This is a genomic window from Marinoscillum pacificum (assembly GCF_024714495.1).
In the GTDB taxonomy this organism is placed as follows: Bacteria; Bacteroidota; Bacteroidia; order Cytophagales; family Cyclobacteriaceae; genus Marinoscillum; species Marinoscillum pacificum.
Genome location: NZ_JAMZMJ010000002.1, coordinates 103,013 through 122,114 on the forward strand (window position 1 = coordinate 103,013; position 19,102 = coordinate 122,114).

General features: G+C 41.0%; 12 protein-coding genes. 2 read left to right on the forward strand and 10 right to left on the reverse strand.

The genetic code is table 11. The features are described from left to right. Positions 1-20: 20 nt before the first annotated feature. The 10 genes from NXS00_RS07460 to NXS00_RS07505 form a co-directional block, all read right to left on the reverse strand. Entirely contained in the window at positions 21-1,436 is a 1,416-nt protein-coding gene (locus NXS00_RS07460) for a glycoside hydrolase family 125 protein (protein WP_258098528.1), read from the reverse strand. A 97-nt stretch (positions 1,437-1,533) separates the two neighbouring features. After that, positions 1,534-3,342, reverse strand: a complete 1,809-nt coding sequence (locus tag NXS00_RS07465) for a glycoside hydrolase family 2 protein (RefSeq protein WP_258098529.1) — start codon at positions 3,340-3,342, stop codon at positions 1,534-1,536. Positions 3,343-3,624: 282 nt separating this feature from the next. Beyond that, positions 3,625-5,256, reverse strand: coding sequence for a glycoside hydrolase family 76 protein (locus tag NXS00_RS07470; protein ID WP_258098530.1), 1,632 nt, complete (start codon positions 5,254-5,256; stop codon positions 3,625-3,627). Positions 5,257-5,401: 145 nt separating this feature from the next. Then, positions 5,402-7,576 (reverse strand): GH92 family glycosyl hydrolase, encoded by a 2,175-nt coding sequence (locus NXS00_RS07475; protein ID WP_258098531.1) that lies wholly within the window; start codon positions 7,574-7,576, stop codon positions 5,402-5,404. Positions 7,577-7,678: 102 nt separating this feature from the next. Next, positions 7,679-9,094: a glycoside hydrolase family 125 protein gene (locus NXS00_RS07480; protein WP_258098532.1), complete on the reverse strand. Its 1,416-nt coding sequence runs from the start codon at positions 9,092-9,094 to the stop codon at positions 7,679-7,681. Between the two features lie 12 nt (positions 9,095-9,106). Further along, positions 9,107-10,261 (reverse strand): glycoside hydrolase family 76 protein, encoded by a 1,155-nt coding sequence (locus NXS00_RS07485; protein ID WP_258098533.1) that lies wholly within the window; start codon positions 10,259-10,261, stop codon positions 9,107-9,109. Positions 10,262-10,346: 85 nt separating this feature from the next. After that, positions 10,347-11,459, reverse strand: a complete 1,113-nt coding sequence (locus NXS00_RS07490; protein WP_258098534.1) for a SusE domain-containing protein — start codon at positions 11,457-11,459, stop codon at positions 10,347-10,349. Between the two features lie 37 nt (positions 11,460-11,496). Further along, on the reverse strand, positions 11,497-13,125 hold the full coding sequence (locus NXS00_RS07495; protein ID WP_258098535.1) for a RagB/SusD family nutrient uptake outer membrane protein: 1,629 nt from the start codon (positions 13,123-13,125) through the stop codon (positions 11,497-11,499). Between the two features lie 12 nt (positions 13,126-13,137). Next, positions 13,138-16,518 (reverse strand): SusC/RagA family TonB-linked outer membrane protein, encoded by a 3,381-nt coding sequence (locus tag NXS00_RS07500; RefSeq protein WP_258098536.1) that lies wholly within the window; start codon positions 16,516-16,518, stop codon positions 13,138-13,140. Between the two features lie 83 nt (positions 16,519-16,601). Beyond that, on the reverse strand, positions 16,602-17,654 hold the full coding sequence (locus tag NXS00_RS07505) for a FecR family protein (RefSeq protein ID WP_258098537.1): 1,053 nt from the start codon (positions 17,652-17,654) through the stop codon (positions 16,602-16,604). A gap of 212 nt (positions 17,655-17,866) precedes the next feature. On the opposite strand from NXS00_RS07505, the gene NXS00_RS07510 reads away from it, so the two are divergent. Further along, complete coding sequence (locus tag NXS00_RS07510) at positions 17,867-18,442, forward strand: RNA polymerase sigma-70 factor (RefSeq protein ID WP_258098538.1); 576 nt, start codon at positions 17,867-17,869, stop codon at positions 18,440-18,442. Between the two features lie 120 nt (positions 18,443-18,562). Further along, positions 18,563-19,036 carry a GbsR/MarR family transcriptional regulator gene (locus tag NXS00_RS07515; protein WP_258098539.1) on the forward strand — a complete coding sequence of 158 codons (474 nt, stop codon included), beginning with the start codon at positions 18,563-18,565 and terminating at the stop codon, positions 19,034-19,036. Positions 19,037-19,102 lie beyond the last annotated feature (66 nt).

The following is a 19,102-nucleotide window of genomic DNA, read 5'->3' on the forward strand; positions in this document are numbered from 1 at the left end:
CATCCCAACAAACTAATGCGCTAGCCAAGAAGATTTGGCGTATTTTGATAGGTTTTCCATAAAAACTCACCGAACAATGTATTTGCCCAGGCAAACCAGGACCTTGAGAAGTTTTTAGGATCATCTTTATGAAAAGTTTCGTGCATAAATCCAGTATCACCATGCGTAGCTTTCAGCATTTGAATGCACTTTTTAATTTCTTGATCACTCGTACTTGTTAATCCCTGAATGGTGATAGCCATCGGCCAGATCATGTCCATGCCTACATGTGGACCACCAATACCTGCTCCTGCTTTCCCTTTGAAGAAGAATGGATTATCTGTTGATAAAACGAACTTTCTTGTATTCTGATATACAGGATCATTCACATCAATAGCTCCCAGATATGGTAAGGACAACAAACTTGGTACATTGGCGTCATCCATTAACAAATGACTTCCAAATCCATCAATCTCAAAGGCATAGATTTCTCCGTATTTTGGATGCTTTACTTTAGCATGTTGATCCAATGCTACAGCCACTTCTGAAGATAAACTTCGCATTTCCTTAGATGTATTCTGCTCGCCATGAATGGCCTCCAACATATCGGCGGCTTGCTTAAGACTTACAACCGCAAAGAAGTTGGAAGGAATAAGGAATGAAAATACCGTAGAGTCATCACTTGGACGGAATGCAGAACTAATCAACCCAACAGGATTGACCGGATAGCCATAGCCATGCAGATCGCGCGTATCAGTACCTACTGCAGTGGTTCTCTGAAACTTATAACTACCTTTCCCATTCTTTTGCTGTTGATCTTTGAATACTCGAAGAACCTCCCCCATAGCTTTCACCCAGGCAGCACCAAATGGAGCAGTGTCTCCAGTGGTTTTCCAATAGTGATAGCCTAAACGGATTGGATAACACAAGCTATCAATCTCCCACTTACGCTCATGAACCCCTGGCTTCATGTCCGTCAGATCAGTAGACCACTCTCCTCTTTTGTCTGGATCTTCATAAAAAGCATTCGCAAATGGATCTTTGAGAATGTAACTCGTTTGCCTGTTGACTACACCTGCAATTAACTTTTTCAAGTCTTTATCCTGATTCGCAAACTGCATGTAAGGCCAAACCTGAGCAGAACTATCTCTTAGCAACATAGCATCTATATCTCCAGTGATGACATAGGTATCCGGCTTACCACTATCCTCCGAATAGGTTACGGTCGTATCCAGTGTATTCGGAAAGCAGTTCTCAAATAACCACACCAGTTCCGGATCCTTCACATTTTTAGCAAATTCCGCGATAGCTTTCTCTACGGACTTACTCGTAAAATTTCTTTTTGATTGGGCTGTACGAACTACCGGAAAGGATGCTTGCGCAAAAAGTGAGGCAGGGTTTACAAAAGATGCGGCACCAAGCACGGCTGTGCTTTGAAGAAACGTTCTTCTCTCCATTACAAAGGGGGTTAAAAAATCATCAAATTGGTTACTCATTGTTGGTATAAAGAAGAGCTCCACTAAATCGCGGAGCTCCTAACCAAATAAACTAAACTTATTCTTGAATAGCGTTAATCACTGCTTCGTTGGCTTTCTTAACAGCCTTCTCATTCAGTTTGATTACTTTTCTGTCATAGGTCATTAGACCGTTCACTTCACCTTCCACATCTGTAGTTTGGGTATACACAGCAGCCGAGAAACCTGTTTTAGCCATCTGAGCAAGCTCTTTAGCAAACTCCACATATTTTTCAGTTACTTCTTTAGACGTTTTGAACTGTACGTATCCCCAGTTTCTGTCAGTTACCCAAAGGTGATCTTTCAGTGCCAACCCTATTCCACCGTACTCACCAAGTACCGTAGCTCTTTGACCATCGTACAAAAACATTTCTGGACCAGGATAATGGTGTAAATCCAACATATCTCCTACTGGGAAATGGTTACCACCACTTGCAGGGTTTACGATTCTAGAAGCATCATAAGCCATAGTCCATTTCACAATTTCTTCTGTTTTGAACTGACCCCAGGCTTCATTGAATGGCACCCAACAAACAATACTTGGATAGGAATACAAGTAATCCATGATTTCTTTCCACTCTTTTCTGTAGATCGCCTCAGACTCTGGAGTTCTTTGCAATTCAGTACCGGTGAAATACTTTCTCATTTGCCAGATTGGCTGATCATCGCCATTTGGCATGTCTTGCCAAACCAAAATACCTAAACGATCACAATGTGTATACCATCTAGCTGGCTCCACTTTCACGTGTTTTCTGATCATGTTAAATCCGAAATCTTTGGTCTTTTTGATATCATATGCCAAAGCCTCATCTGTTGGCGCGGTATATAAACCATCAGGCCACCAACCTTGATCCAATGGACCAAACTGGAAGTAATCTTTGTTATTCAATTGCAATCTTACGATTCCATTAGCATCTCTTTTTGAAGAGATTTTACGCATAGCGAAGTAGCTTTTTACTTCATCAGTTGCTTTACCACCACTCATTAAAGACACTTTCATATCATATAAGAATGGTGACTCAGGAGACCAAAGCTTAGGTGAAGGCAATGAGATGGCCACTTTTTGACCTACAGCAGCTTTCGCAGTTTTGATTACCTGCCCAGCAGCAGACACTTCAACAGACACCAAGTCTCCATAAGCCGCGCCTGTAGCAGCTACTTCAACTGAAATAGTGTTGTTATCAATGTTTGGAGTAGTTCTAATGCTTGCAATTGACTTGGTGCTCACTGGCTCCAACCATACCGTCTGCCAGATACCTGTTACTGGAGTATACCAAATTCCCTCTGGACGATTTACTTGCTTACCTCTAGGCTGAGCACCAGAGTTGGTCGGATCCCATACCTTTACTTTCAACTCTTGTTTACCTGAAGCCAGGTATGGAGTGATATCAAATGAGAACGGTGTATATCCACCTTCGTGCATTCCAATTTTCACATCGTTGATAAAGATTTCTGCTCTCCAATCAACCGCTCCGAAATGCAACAACACATTTTTACCATTCCAATTAGATGGTACTTCAAATGATCGATGATACCAAACGACATTTTCTTCTCCAACTTGCTTCATTACGCCCGACAAACTAGACTCGACAGCAAATGGAACAAGGATTTTTTCTGAATAGGATGATGGCTCTGCATCCTTCGCCGGAACAATTGCCACATCCCAAAGCCCATTTAAGTTCTTCCAATCTTTTCTTTCCATGATAGGTCTTGGATATTCTGGAAGGGGGTTATTTGGATCAACTTTGCTACTCCAATCGGATTTAATTTTGTCTCCCGCAGGTTTCCACTGAGCTTGAGCTGAAGCCACAAACCCAATCATCATTGCGATTAATACTGTTTTCCTCATTCTGATCATTATTATTTATTGGTCAACTTAAATTTTCACCTTACTTAAGCGTACTTTTTACGTTTTTATAAAAAAGCAGAGCTATGCCCGTTATGGGCTTCACCTTTAAAGAGACCTTTTGAGATAAAAAGGCCTACAATTCCTCAAAATTTTACATTCACGATTACCCAGTCTCCAAATCTTTCAAAATAAGCGAATCAAACTTTGCAATAGTTATCAAATTCACAATAGCATTTCTAAAGGAGTTCTGCCTTACCTCCTAAAGCAGAACTCCTGATCTGATTACTTGATAAGTACTTTACTCGTGAAAACACTTCCTCCTCTGATCCGCACAATGTAAGTTCCTGCCTTCACACCAACGGTACTCATCTTATACTTTGAGTCAACAACAGCATGTGAGAACACTTCTCTGCCCATTAAGTCCAGCAACTGGATTTCATACACGTCAGAAGAACCATCGAAATCAAATTGAAGTTGATCTCCTATTGTAACTGGGTTTGGGTATACCATCATTTCCCTATTTTCTTGTACCACTACGGGACCTGAAATCCTGGCTCCACTTTGACTTACCACAACCGAACTGATATCATCGTTGAAACCATCATCAACCAAACAAGCATCATTACTTGTTTTAGTAATTGATCCACCGGTGAAGTTATAATCCCGATACATTGTGAGTGAGTAGCCACTTGCTACGTCTACCGATGAGATATCATCGTTTGTTACTCCCAAAGCCTGCAAATCGGCCATCGCATAGCTACCTACTCCCAAACTCACTGAGTATCCTCCTCCGTTACAATCCTGATATAGAACTGCCGGTGGAGTAGGAGCTGTAAAACCTAGCTCAGCCGCCACTTCCAGCATCATGATCCCACTCAACTGAGCTGACATCCATGTAGTACTTCCTGGTGCTTGCGTCCAACTTTCACCAATCAAATTATGAGTCCAGTTGAACCCATTAGTGTATATAGCTTCTGCTTGAGCTTGCAATACAGTTTGATAAGTGTTGCGCTTTGTTAGTGGCACGGCAGGCTCTTGTGCCAATAAAGCTAGATATCTTGCCAATATTCCTTTGAACAGTGCGCCATCACCTCCACCTTCATTTCTAAAGATTCCATTGTCCATAATATCCGTGGTAGCAATGGCATAGTCTGCAGTGGCAATGGCATCATTTAAATAGGCAGCATTGTTCGTTGACTGATACATTTCCAGAGCAGCACCGATGAATACACCATAATTGTAAGTAAACTGCCAATAGTCAATTTGGCTACTCCCCTGACGATTGATTCCGTCATTGATTCTTCCAGAAGATTCTCTAAGTGTGGATTTTAACCAATTATAAAGATCAGTTGCCAAGCTTAACTCCCAGCTATGACCCCACATCTGATGCCTGCGACATGCATAGATAATGGCCGGAGCATTGGCAGGTGTATTCTTATAATCTAATTGACTTTTTCTCCAGGCTATTCCGCCACCCTGATTAGAATTTTGGCCCGTTTTAATATCATCCCAGATATCTGTAGACATATTCAGAAAGGTATTATTACCAGTTTCTTCATAAGCCCTGAATAGCGATAAAGCCAACCATTCCATATCATCATAGTAGTCTTTGTAAATACTTCCACCATTGTTAGTACTCCAGTTGTTAACCAGCGTATTTATTCTTGCCACATACTTAGAATCATTGGTCCGAATGTATGCATCGACTAACACATCCAGGGCATGAGCATTCCACCAATAATGGAAATACGTATTGGATGTACCACTATTCTCGATGTAATAGGTACCTCCTGAATTTCGGAAAGAGTTGTGAAGTTTGTCTTGAGCGCGATCCGCCAATGAAGCATAAGATTGAGCCTGAGATGCATAGCTCACCAAAATAGCAGCCAGCAATGTGAAAAATACTTTCATCATTTTAAGGGTTTAGATTAAACATTTCATTAGTTCAATCATTCTGAGCACGATGGGAAAAATCTTTGTGACCGCTTCTACCAACCCTTTTTATCCTGTCACTATATGCAAAACCAGGAGAAGACCAATTGGCCTCCTCCCGAGTTGTTTACTTCGTCTTTATATCTAGTTTACCTCCTGAACTGAAAAGGTCATGAGTGATGAAATATCCTTCCAATGTTTTTCCATCAACCTGAATATCCTGCAAAGCTCTCCCTGATCCTTGCTTGGAGATCACTACTTCTTTCCCTACTGGTGTAGTCCAACTCACCTTATCAAATAATGGAACAGAAACAATATATTCTTCATCACCAGCCGATAGCGGATAGAACCCTGCCGCAGCGAACACATACCAGGAAGACATCTCTCCTGCATCATCCATTCCCGAAAGGGCAATACCATGCTCCCCTACACCGTAAAAATTATTCAAAATGTTATCTAGAACCTTCTGAGATTTCTCTGGCTTATTCACGAAATAGTAAGCCCACGGCGTTTCATGATCGGGCTGATTCCCATGGCAATACTGACCGATAAAGCTGGAAACGTTTCTGGCGATGTGATTGGGATTCCAAGGCACAGAAAACAATGAATCAAGCTTTGCTTCGAATGAATCAGCGCCCCCATAGAGAGCAACCAACTCAGGCATTGCATGCGGAGCGAAGAATGAAACCTGCCAGGCATTGGCCTCACGATACATGTACTCATAATATGGATACTGTGGATCAAAATTAGGTACCCAGCTACCATCCTCTAGTCTACCTCGCATAAAGTTGGTAGACGAATCAAAAAGGTTTTTAAAATTCAGAGAACGTTCACTCATCAACTCATAAGTAGGTTGATCTCCAAGTTCTTTAGCTAATAATGCCAAGGAATAATCGTCATAAGAGTACTCTAATGTCTTGGATACCCCAGCCTTAGCCTTGCTCTCCACATGCGGCGTCTCTACAACAGGAGTAGAGATATATCCTTTTTCGATGTATTCCGCAATGTGCGGACGAGTGCCTCCTTCTTTAGTTGCATTATTCAGCAATAACTGATAAACCTTCTGCACATCATAGTCTCTAACACCTCGCAAATAAGCCCCACTTACATAGGCTGCTGCATGATCTCCATGAAAAAAGGTAGGAATGAAACCCCGGTTCTCCCCAATATCCTGAAGCGTTCGAATGACATCATTAGAAACATCCGGAGAGATCATACTCAGCAAAACCAACTTATTTCGGTAAGTATCCCAAAGTGACGGAATAGTGTAGTATCGGAAACCTTTATTTTGCACCTCCCCTTTAGTGTCCTTAAAGTCTCCATTGACATCACTTCGCAGTGCCGGCCAAAGAAAAGATCGATATAGAGAACTGTAGAACATCTCTCTGTTGCGTTCAGAACCACCTTCAACCTTAACTTTCGACAGCAAGGTTTCCCATTGTTGGTCTGCATCCTCTCTTACCTGATCAAATGTCTTACTTCCAATTTCAAAATCTAGATTAGCTTTCGCATTGTCTGTACTTACCCATGATAAACCGATCTGCATTTCAACAATTTTCTTACCATCCTTCAGCGTAATCAATGCATTTCCTCCTCTATTACCTTCTGGCTTCACTACCTCCATGTCAGCTATTGGCTCACTGAGTTTGGCAAAGAAGTAGATGGTCTCACCACCCATATTTTGATAACCCTGCACAGAATGATCATCTACACGAGTAATGTCCCATTCGCGTACGTGGTTATTGGCTCTAGAAAGATCAAAAAGCACTTTTTTACCATTAGAAGAAGCATATTCATATTGGTGAAAACCACATCTCAAAGTAGTGGTTAACTTCACGTTAATGTCAAAATCCTGAAGTTTTACGCTGTAGAATCCTGGAGATGCTGTCTCCTCATCGTGGCTAAATTCCGACTGATACCCTCGATCCCCATTGACAGCTCCAACAACAGGGAGTACAGGGATATTGCAAAGATTCCAGTGCCCTTTGTTGGTATGAGTAAACCCATAAATAATAGAATCTTCGTATTGATACCCAGCCCCAGTGTGATAGGCTGTTATGGGACTAAGCTGCACCATTGCATTGGGCAATGATGCTCCCGGATAGGTCAACCCTGCCCACACACGCCAGTCTTTTGGAGGAGTATACCCAATAAAACCTGGATCGGTCAAAGGCGCAGTACCCACAAAAGTGTTGACGTACTGCGTATATTTTTCTGGTTTCGTCTCCGCTTCTTTTTGCTGACAGGCAACAGCCAAAACCACACAAGAAGCGAGTCCCAAAATGTATTTGATGATTTTCATATTGTAGTTATTACAAGGTGAATCAAATAAATTACACCTAACTTTTATAAAGAAAAACAGAACCCTATGCGCATCAGCCCTGTGGTTCTGTTGATGAAATATTTATGACAACAATCGTGGACTCTCCTGGTACGTCTTCCAGAGGAATTCTCCGAAAAGTGTATTAGCCCAGGCGAACCATGATCTCGTGAAGTTCTTTGGATCGTCTTTGTGGAATGTCTCATGCATAAAGCCTGTGCCTGCATGTGTTGCTTTTAGCATTTTGATACATGCACGAATCTCATCTGCACTAGAGCTGGTCAATCCTTGCATGGTGATGGCCATTGGCCAAACCATATCCATACCCACATGCGGACCTCCAATACCTGCTCCTGCTTTTCCTTCAAAGAAGAAGGGGTTATCTGTAGACAGCACAAACTTTCGTGTGTTCTGATAAACAGAATCTTTTGGATCTATCGCTCCCAAATATGGCAAAGACAACAAACTAGGCACATTGGCATCATCCATAAGCAGGTAGCTACCAAACCCATCGATTTCAAATGCATAGATTTCTCCGTATTGCGGATGTTTCACTTTCGCATATTGATCAAGTGCAGTTGTCACTTCTTTAGATAGTGCCAACATCTCATCAGCAAGAGCTTGCTCTCCATGAATTGCATTGAGCATTTCTGCAGCTTGCTTCAAACTAACCACAGCAAAGAAGTTGGATGGAATCAGGAATGAAAATATCGTAGAGTCATCGCTAGGGCGGAAAGCTGAACTAATCAATCCTACTGGTTTTACTGGATATCCATATCCATGAAGATCCCTTGTATCTGTACCAACTGCTGTGGTTCTCTGAAACTTATAGCTCCCACGACCTTCTTTCTGTTGCTGATCTTTAAAGACTTTGACTACTTCTTTCATTGCTTTTACCCAATCTGAGTCAAATGGAGTAGCATCACCTGTTGTTTTCCAGTAGTGATATCCCAATCTGATCGGATAACAAAGTGAATCTATCTCCCACTTGCGCTCATGCACACCAGGTTTCATATCCGTCAAATCAGTAGACCACTCACCACGTTTATCAGGATCTTCATAAAAAGCATTGGCAAACGGATCTTTGAGAATGTAATTGGTCTGACGATTAATTACGCCAGCTATCAGGTTTTTCAAATCCTGATCTTTTTTCACAAACTGCATATAAGGCCAAACCTGTGCCGAACTGTCTCTGAGCCACATAGCATCGATATCTCCAGTAATCACGTAGGTATCTGGCTTGCCGTTTACCTCGGAGTAGGTTACAGTGGTATCCAGAGTATTAGGAAAACAGTTTTCAAATAGCCAAACCAATTCTTTATCCTTGACATTTTTTGAAAATTCCTGAATGGCCTTTTCCACTAATTTACTTTTGAAATTTCGCTTGCCTTCTGCTACTCTAACCACAGGAAATGTAGACTGTGAAAATGCAGAAAATGGATCCATCATAGAAATTGCTCCGAGCGCAACAGTGCTCTGTATAAATGTTCTTCTTTGCATGTAAGATTTTCGTTAAAGTTTTTCTTGTGACTCCAATAAGGCAGCAGCTTCCATTAGCATAACACCACTCAGCTGTGTGGACAAATCAATGCGGTCTCCAGGCTGGTTGCGCCAGTTAGGACTACAAAGCATTGATGGTCTATCGATGGCATTGGTATAAAATGTTTGCGCATTAAAAGTGAAAAAGTCGGTGAAAGTCTGCCGATCGCTCTCCGTCAGATCATCTCTTAACATCAACTGAGTAAAATATCTAACCAGAATTCCTTTGAACAAGCCTCCGTCACCCTGACCTTCATCTTTGAGCAATCCTTCAGTAGTCAATTGAGAACTGTTCACCATCGATCTAGCCGTTTTCAAGGCCTCATTTAAGTAAGAAGACTCACCGGTTTCATTGTATAATTCTAAAGATGCACCAATGTAGGTCCCAACGTTATAAGTGAAAATCCATTCTTTTTTCACCAAAACCTGTCCATTTTCAGTATACATATGATCCCAAACTAAGCCTGTCACAGGATCCACCAAATTGCTTTTTTGCCAGGCATAAATATCTTTTGCCCATTGCAAGTACTTTGCATCTCCATCCAACTGGTATAACCTCATCGAAAGAATAGCAACTGGAGCATTGGAAACTGCATTTTTGCTTTGTGGTGTGTTGATTTTCCAGGTAATCCCTCCTCCATAAAGATCGCTCCAGCTTTTGAGAATTTCTTCCCAAAGCAACCTTGATACATCCAGGAAATACTCGTCGTTTGATTGCTCATAGGCTCTAGTACAGGCTATTGCCAGCCAAGCCATGTCATCATTAAACTCATTTGGAAAGTGACCATTGTTTCGTGTGTTTATACCCTCAACCAACGCTTTTGCTCTAGTCAAATACGTCTGGTTATTGGAACGAATATATCCATCCACCAACACATGAACCATGTGAGCATTCCACCAGTAGTTGAAAAACTCATTACCCAAATTATCTTGCTTGTAGGTGCTCTCAATGGTGAGATAGGTATTGTTGGTTGCTTCCTGCATGGAGTCTGCAGTAGCCGCATAAGTATATTCTACTTCAACCTTTTTATCCGGATCTCTAAGAGCTCCCAAATCCTCCTTGCAGCCTATACTCCACGAAGCAGCGAGCATGACCATAACTAAAGGAAGCTTATTTTTCAACTGCATATTGTTTCTAATTCTTGAATTGAGGGTTGAAGTGAGGCACTACCCCCACTTCAACATCTAACAATTAACTAAACTATAATGATGACTATTGTGGCACTATCTCGTGCGTATACTCAGGCACCTCTGCATTGAACATGACAGATACATCATTTACTGCATTATCAACTGCTGTAGCAAACTTGAATGTATAGTCCCATCTAGACTCCTCTATAGGGAACATGTACCAAAATTCCTCGCCGGCACTGTCAGGTCTGGAGTTATCTCTGTTGATGCTACCATACCACTGATATTGATCCGTGTTGTATGTAAATCTGAATTTGTAACGCTCATCTCTACCCCAGGATTCTTGTCTGAATTCAATTAGTTGATCTTCCACTTTCCAAATTCCACCTCCTACGTATGGCAATTCAAACAAGTACTCATCATTGGGTGAAAAGTAGAGCTCTACTGTGTTAATTATCTGAGTAGCGACATTTCCATTGGAAAAATCAATCATCAACCTTACCGTTTCACCATTAAATGACGATGACGTTGTTCCTCCTTCTTGCATTTTGGCATTTGCTATAGAGTAGGTTTGTGCATCATCTGCTCTACCTTCTGTAATGAAATACTCTCCAGCATTCATTGTGGTATAAATTTCGAATGTGCTTTCGCCTGTTTTCTTAAACTGTCTTGCTGCAGCTAAGTCAGCACCAGTCTCAGTAGCAGCTCCTGCCAGGAATACTTCATTTGGCACTGGAAATCCAGCTGGACGTTGAACTTCCATCAGCCTAGTAGTTTGAACGCTAGTAGCATTCAAACCTCTTGTAGCTACTACAGACCATTTCAATTTTCCTGCTGCGCCACGTCCAATTCCTGCTAATCCTGCTACTTTATTGAGTTGTGAAAACTCCATGGTCAATGTTCTTTGCAAGCCATTGCCATCAGAAGCTGTTCTGTAAATTGGAGCGGAGAAATCTCCAGATTCGGTATCAAAATACACTTCATATTGCACCACACCATTGTCTGATGTAGCTGATGCTGCCCATTCGAAAGCCACAGAATTAGCAGCTTCCAAATCGAAGAAGGCATCATTTTCTGGACTATACAGGTCGTTTACAGGATTTACATCTCCTATCGAAAAAGTGTTTTCCTCCTCGCAGCTGACGGTAAAAATCACTGCGAGTGTTAAAATCAATAAATTATATATCGTTTTCATTTTAATCTATGTTTTGAATGTTTTGAGTTGGTTGTGTTTAATTCCAGTTAGGATTTTGTCCCAGGTTAGGATTTAGATTTCGCTCGTCTCGAGGCACTGGCCACAAGTAGTGCTTGCTCGGATCAAATGAACGCTCATTCACTCTCAAATAGCCATCATCAATCCCCGAAGGACCAAACTGAGCACCATGCACCCAACCATTCAGAACCTCCTCTGCAATTCCCCATCTTCTAATATCAAAGATTCTAAGACCTTCCATTGCCAACTCCACTCTTCGCTCATTTCGTATTACATTTCTCAATTCACCTTGAGACAATGCAGCATTATAATCCAGAGCGCCAGGACTGGTAAATCCTGCTCTATTGCGCAATGCTTTAATGGTCATATCCCATTCTCCTGCACTCAACTTGTTTAGCTCATTTTTAGCTTCTGCATACATCAACAGTACATCTGCATATCTGATCAACATCAGATCAAGCCCTGATGCGAAAGCTGTTTGGTGTGTTGGATCAAAGTATTTGCGCCAGTAATATCCTGTAGAGGTAGATGACGATCCTGACACGTATTCGTCTATACCTGCTCCAGAAGGATCTGAACCTGGCTCAATGTAAATGGTGTGAGAACCTCCACCTGCTTCTTCCCATTCGTAACCATGGTACACAACCGTATGGGTTAACCTTGGATCTCTGCTAGCATAAGGATCATTTTCATCATAACCAGAGCCAGCATCATTGATTCGACTACCATTTAACATGAGGTAACTATCTACCAACTCTTGTGTTGGAGCCATTGCATTGAGTCTAGCACCTGCAGATAATGGCGCATAATCAAAATATTCTCCCCATGTTCTCAATTGTGGAACGTATTGCAAGCTCAAAATAGCCTCATCACTGTTCTCATAGTCTGGAAGGAATAACTGCTCGTATGAAGCATGAAGTGAATAAGTGCCAAACTCTGTTCCATTGATTAATCGCTCACACTCTGTGACCGCTCCTGCCCAATTACCTTCATAAAGTTGAACCCTAGCTTTCAAAGCTACCGCAGCTCCAGCTGTAATTTTTCCATTCTCATCTTCAGCATACTCAGTGTTGGCAGGCAAGATTTGTGCAACCTCTTCCAATTCTGAAAGAATAAACTCCAAAACCTGAGCTCGTGGTGTTCTACTCATTGACTGGGCGGTTTCAATATCAATGTCTGAATCCAATAGCGGAATATCACCCCACCAGGTCATTAATTGAAAGTGTTTAAACGCTCTTAAGAACCTGGCCTCGGCCTTCATTTGCTGGAGTTTCGCCTCGTCGATATCAGGAATTCTGTCAATATTATCCAAAAGGATGTTGCATGTCTTGATACCTTGATAGTGAAAACCCCATTCATCTTTCAATCTCTGCAATGATGGATCATAAGTACCGGCAGCAAGCGATGCTGCCCCCATATTGTCACCTCTTCCATTGAATGCATTGTCAGATAATGCTTCATTGTAAAAGAAGTAATTGGCCCCAAACATTTGAGAATAAGCAGTATTTAACACGGTCTGAGCCTTGGCTTCAGAAGTCCAGTAGGTCAGATCTGTAAATGAGTTTTCCGGAGCTAAATCCAACTCCTTACACCCAATAAGTGCAATGGTCAAGAGGACTGATAATCCGAAAGTATATATGTTTTTCATAATTAGTTCTGATTAAAAAGTTACATCTAAACCGAATCCATAATAGATCATGGTAGGATAAGCACGGCCACTGTTGGCTCCTGAGCTTCCCAAACTGTTGTTGAACTCTGAAAGCTCTGGATCCACAAACTTGAGCTTGGAAAGCGTAAACAGGTTTTGACCGGACACATACGCTCTAACTTTCTGTGCTCCTACTTTTTGTGAAAGGGATTGTGGCACTGTGTAGCCCAACTGCACATTTTTCACTCTCAGATACGATGCATCAAATAGGTACATATCTGACCCTCTGCGGAAGTTGTTGGTATTGGACTGGCTACCATTATCAGCCAATCTTGGAAACGCCGCATCTGTGTTCGTTGGTGTCCAGTAATCAAGCTGATGCTCATACATGGTCATACCATAGTTAAAATGGAATGGTTCTACCAGCTCACCTCTTAGCATCATGGTACGTTTACCCACACCTTGTAGGAATATATTTAGGTCAAATCCTTTATACTGAACGTTGTACGTAAGACCATAAGTCAATCGTGGGAACGGATTGCCGAAAACAACCTTATCGTCATCATTTATCACTCCATTACCATCCAAGTCTACATACTTGTTATCTCCAGGATATAGATTGGTCAACCCTTCTGGTTTGGCACTGTTTTGCACATCTTCCATGTTTTGGAAATAGCCATCTCTTTTCAAACCAACGTATGAATTGAATGGATACCCCTCACGCAAAAGAATCTGAAGTTCTTCTCTTCCTACGAGCCGCTCTTGTCCCTGGAAGTCTAAAACTTCATTTTGTGAATCGGCTAGGTTTCCAGAAAATGTATGCGTAAAATCATTGGTTCTGTGAACGTAAGAAACGACAACTTCCCAACCCTGATTACCCACTTTACCGGCATTGAAATCTGGTAGACTTGTTCCAAATACCCCAGGAACTGCCGGAGGCACTAAAATATCAGAAGTCACTTTGTTAAAGTAATCCAATGAAACTGTCAGGTTTGCATCAAAGAAATCCAGATCGGCTCCAATATTGAAGGTGGCAGCTCTCTCCCATCTCAAGTTTGGATTAGCAAAGTTGTAACCTGTACCGGATACCGGATTGTTGTTAAATCCATAGGCATTTTGGTAGGTAAAGTATGTGGTTTGGTATTGATAATTGCCCACGTTTTGGTTACCCAAGACACCATAAGAAGCTCTCAACTTAATCCCACCAACCTGCTGCAGGTAGTTGCCCATAAATGCCTCCTGAGTCAAACGGTACCCTACGGAAGCAGAAGGAAAAAATCCCCATCTGTTGTTTTCATTGAATTTGGAAGATCCGTCATACCTAAAGCTCACTTCAGCAAAATACTTATCACTGAAAGAGTATGAAACCCGACCAAACGCAGAATTTAAGCTGTTTTCCTGTGCATCCCCGTTTGACGTATTGGTTTGACCTTCATCGATAACACTTTCACTAGTTGGAGTGCCCAGGTCTGGATCCGTAAATCGATATCTTATGCTCGTTGCTCTGCGGGTATGGTTCTCATTGGACACCCCAACCAACACTCCCACATCATGGTGACTGGCAAATGTTTTGGAATAGTCCAACATGAGCTGTGTGTTGAGATCGATGGTTTTACTGTTTTCATCATAGGTGATACGATCTCCACCATAAGTTCCTTTAGGGTAGAAGTTTACTTGCTTAGTACGTGCATACTGATGATTAGAATATAACGCTCCACCAAACACCGCTTTAGCTTTCAATCCGTCCAATATTTCGAACTCTCCTTGAAGATTTCCAAAAACATTATCATCCTCATACCTTCTGAAACCACCTTCTTCCAAAATACCAAGAGAGTTAAATTCCTGAAGTACATCATTGGTCACGAATCTACCAAGAGAATCTCTCTGCTTGTAAATCAAAGGCACGCGATTAGCGTCTACCATTAGTGTACTTGTGGAACTGGAATGGTCATCAATTTCTCTACGCACATAATTGAGCATTGAAGTCATCTTGAAGCGACCAAACTCATTGGTCATATTGATACGGTAGTTGTATCTCTGCATACCTTTATCCGGACCTACGAAGTTGCTATTTTGATCCACATAGCCCATGGAGATAAAATAGGTAGACTGATCATTTCCTCCGGAAAGGCTTAAGTTATGGTTTTGCTGCCACGCTGGCTTGGTGATCTCATCGGCAAACCATTCCTCATCACCATTTTGTTTAAATTGACGAATCTGCTCTGGAGTATAAACTACCGAGTTTTTACCAGCATTGGCTGCAGACTCATTTCTAAGTATCGCATTTTGATAACCGCTTACTGGCTGCATAAAAAAGTGCGGGGTATTCACACCAGCCAGGCCATTGTAAGTCAAGCTCATTGCTCTACCTTTCTTACCTTTTTTGGTGGTCACAAGGATCACACCATTGTTAGCTCGAGATCCATAAATGGCGGCACTTCCTGCGTCTTTCAAAACAGAAATACTTTCAATATCTGAAGGGTTAATAAGGTTAATATCTCCACCAACTATTCCATCGATCACCACCAGAGGACTGTTATTACCCAAAGTGCTGATACCACGAATGTTTAAGTTCATTTGAGCACCTGGCTCCTGGTTGGTCTGTTGAACAATTAGGTTTGGGGAAACTCCCTGAAGAGCCTGAGTCATGTTGGCATTGGGTCTACCTTCCAGCTTTTCTGCAGTCACCTGATCAACCGATCCTACCACGCTAGCCTTCTTTTGTACTCCGTAGCCCAAAACCACTACCTCCTCAAGGCTGGTATAATCCGGCTCCATTTGGACGGTAAGGTTAGACTGATCGCTGACCTTCACTTCCTGAGAAATGTATCCAACAAATGAAATCAACAACGTGGCTCCGCTAGTTACATTTAGTGTGAATTTGCCATCCATACCTGTAATGGTTCCATTGGTTGTTCCTTTTTCCATTACAGTAGCACCAGGCAGGGCTTCACCGTTTTCATCCAGAACCTGTCCAGTGATACGGTCTTGTTCAATTATTACTTCTATTTCACTAGAATTGCGACCAGCGTTTACCTTCACACTAATGCGATCGTTTACTTGCCGAAACCCTACTTTGGTCTGTCTCGAAATCTCTAAAAGAACTTCCTCTACGGTATTTCTTTTTGATTTGATGTTCACAGATCCATAATCCTTTAATTGAGCAGGATCATAGACAAATACATAGTTTGTTTTGTCTTCAATTGCTTTTAACACACTTGTCAATTGGGCATCAGAAACATCAAGGCTTATGGTCGCCTTTTTGACGCTCACAATCCCCTGCGCATGACCATTACTGGCCAGGGCTACGGTAAACAGCACAGTGCTGAATACATACGTGTAGATTGCATACTTTCCAAGCATCACTAAATAGTAGTAATGTTTATTTTTCATAGATTTGTTTGGATTTAGTTAAGTCTAAATTGCATTTGAGGCTCTCTGTGATCTGTTGGCGCATATCGGGAGAGCCTTTTTACTTACTGGGTAAATCTTATGTAAACCCGCTCTTTATTGATCTCATATTCAAATTCATGTGCATAGCTTATACTGTTTAATACATTAGCTAAATAGTCTTTATCAAATCGTCCTGACACTTTTTTATCCGCTATCAAGCGATCATTCTCTACATTAATTTTCACTCCATACCATAGCTCAAGAGTCTCAAAACATTCCGAAAGTGGAGTGTTTTCAAAATAGATAATACCATCTTTCCACAATGCTTTGGTTTTCCTGTCAAATGTTCCTTTTGTAATTTGATTGTTACTAAAAGTGATTTCTTCCCCTGGCACCAGATAAGCTGTTTCATTCTTTTCTAATGCATCTACTTGTACCTTTCCGGTTAGCAGACTCACTTGCTGATAATGATCTTCTCGGGCTTTGACGTTAAATGAAGTTCCCAACACAGTGGTACGGAGTTGAGTAGTAGTCACTACAAATGGCTTGTCTTTGTTTTTGGTCACTTCAAAAAATACTTCACCTGCCACCTGAACACTTCGAAGTGTATCTGAAAACTCCTTAGGGTATGAAATGGAACTATGTGCATTAAGAATAGCCACTGATCCATCTGATAAATGAATGGTCAATTTCTGCCCCGTTTCAGTACGCTTAGTTACTATCTCAGCAACCTGCTCAGAAGTTTGATCAAAAAATGAAAGTTCACCATGTAGTAATGTCAATACCGTAGCAACAATTAATAGACTTACAGCCGCTGCAACTTTCCAAATACTCTTCCATTGTGGTGACTTTCCACCAGGACTAACCTGAAACGCTGCTCCATTTTCCTGACTAATTACATCATTAACCAGTGACTCCTCCGCCAAACGTTTATGAATGTTGGACAGCATTTTCTCGCTATCTAAAGATGAACCAGACTGCTCCTCCCTGAACGAATCAAATAATTTTTCAAACTCGGCTTTACCTTCATCAGAATTGATCCATACCAACACCTCATGTGCCTGCTTAGGTGTGCACTCTCCGCGGAAAAATTTATGTAGTAGTTCAGACTTCAAGTTTCTCTCTGTTTTACTCATTAATACCCATATGGAGCGATCAACCCTATATCAGAAAAACAATTTTTCATTCACAATGATAAAATATCGTTTTCATTGAATATTATTCATTTTAACAAGCAATTACTTAAAATATTCGCATTTTAATAAGCGTAATTCCAACGAAAAATATAAATACGAAAACCCACATGGTTCAACGTTTTCTATAGATTAGTCCTCCAGACCAGAAGAAAATGATGTGTAAAAAAGCGATACAGATGATGAAAAATGATGATCAAAGAGGTTTTGATCAGTTATTCGAAATGTATCACAAAAAAATCTACTTCTTTTGTATAAAAAACGGTCTTAACGATGAGGATTCGCAGGAAATTGTTCAGGAAGTTTTTGTGAAATTCTGGGGTTCCAGAAAGAATTTAGATCCATCAAAAAACATACAATCCTACCTCTACACCATTGCCAAGAATACCATGTTGGATGAGTTCAAAAGAAGAATAAAACAGAAGGCAGCGGAAGATTACCAATTAAGATTATTACAACCAGAAAATCACACCCAAAATAGTGTGAATTATAATGAGCTACAGGAAATCATTGCAGAAACGTTAAGAAACCTTCCTGAAAAACGAAGGCTCGTGTTCGAACTCTCCAGATATCGAGGTTTTAGTAATAAAGAAATTGCAATAGAAATGGGTATATCTGTGAAAACTGTAGAAGCCCATCTTACCTTGGCCCTTCAAAGCTTCAGAACGGTCTTTAAACGCGCCGAAATCATCGGAATCACAGGGCTACTCTATTCAGTATTCTGTATTTAAGTACTTAAAACCGACTGTTTATCGACAAATCCAACGTGTCTGAAAATAAAATCACATAATTTGGTTCTCTTTTTTGAGAACTAAAAAAACCTTTATAGTTTTGCAGCGTAAACAGTCTCAATGATGGAAGCAATCAATCTTACAGAGAAGCAGAAACAACTAGTTGAAAAACTAGGTGTGAATACTGAAAAAGAAGGTATGCCACCTGCTCCTGCCAGAATTATGGCCCTGCTGATGATTTCGCCAGAACTAGAACTTACATTTGATCAGATCCGTGAAACCTTAAATCTAAGCAAAAGTGCTACAAGTAATGCACTGAACATGCTAATGAACACAGATCGAATAGATTATATCACTAAGTCTGGAGACCGTAAACGCTATTTTAAAAATCGCATTGGATCATGGAAGGAATCTATTCAGCAAAGCTTTCACAAACTAGAACGTGGTGCAGACCTGCTAGAAGAGATTCTAGAAAACAGGCCTCAACACACTGTTGATTTTAACGAGAACCTTAAAGACATTATTAGTTTCATGAGATATGTGACCAAAAAATTACCCACTATCTACGCTGAATGGCAAGAAAACAGGGAATAAAAAAATTTACCCACTTAGTTCTTTTAATACAGAACCAATCACTATTAACTATACTTTACTTAATTA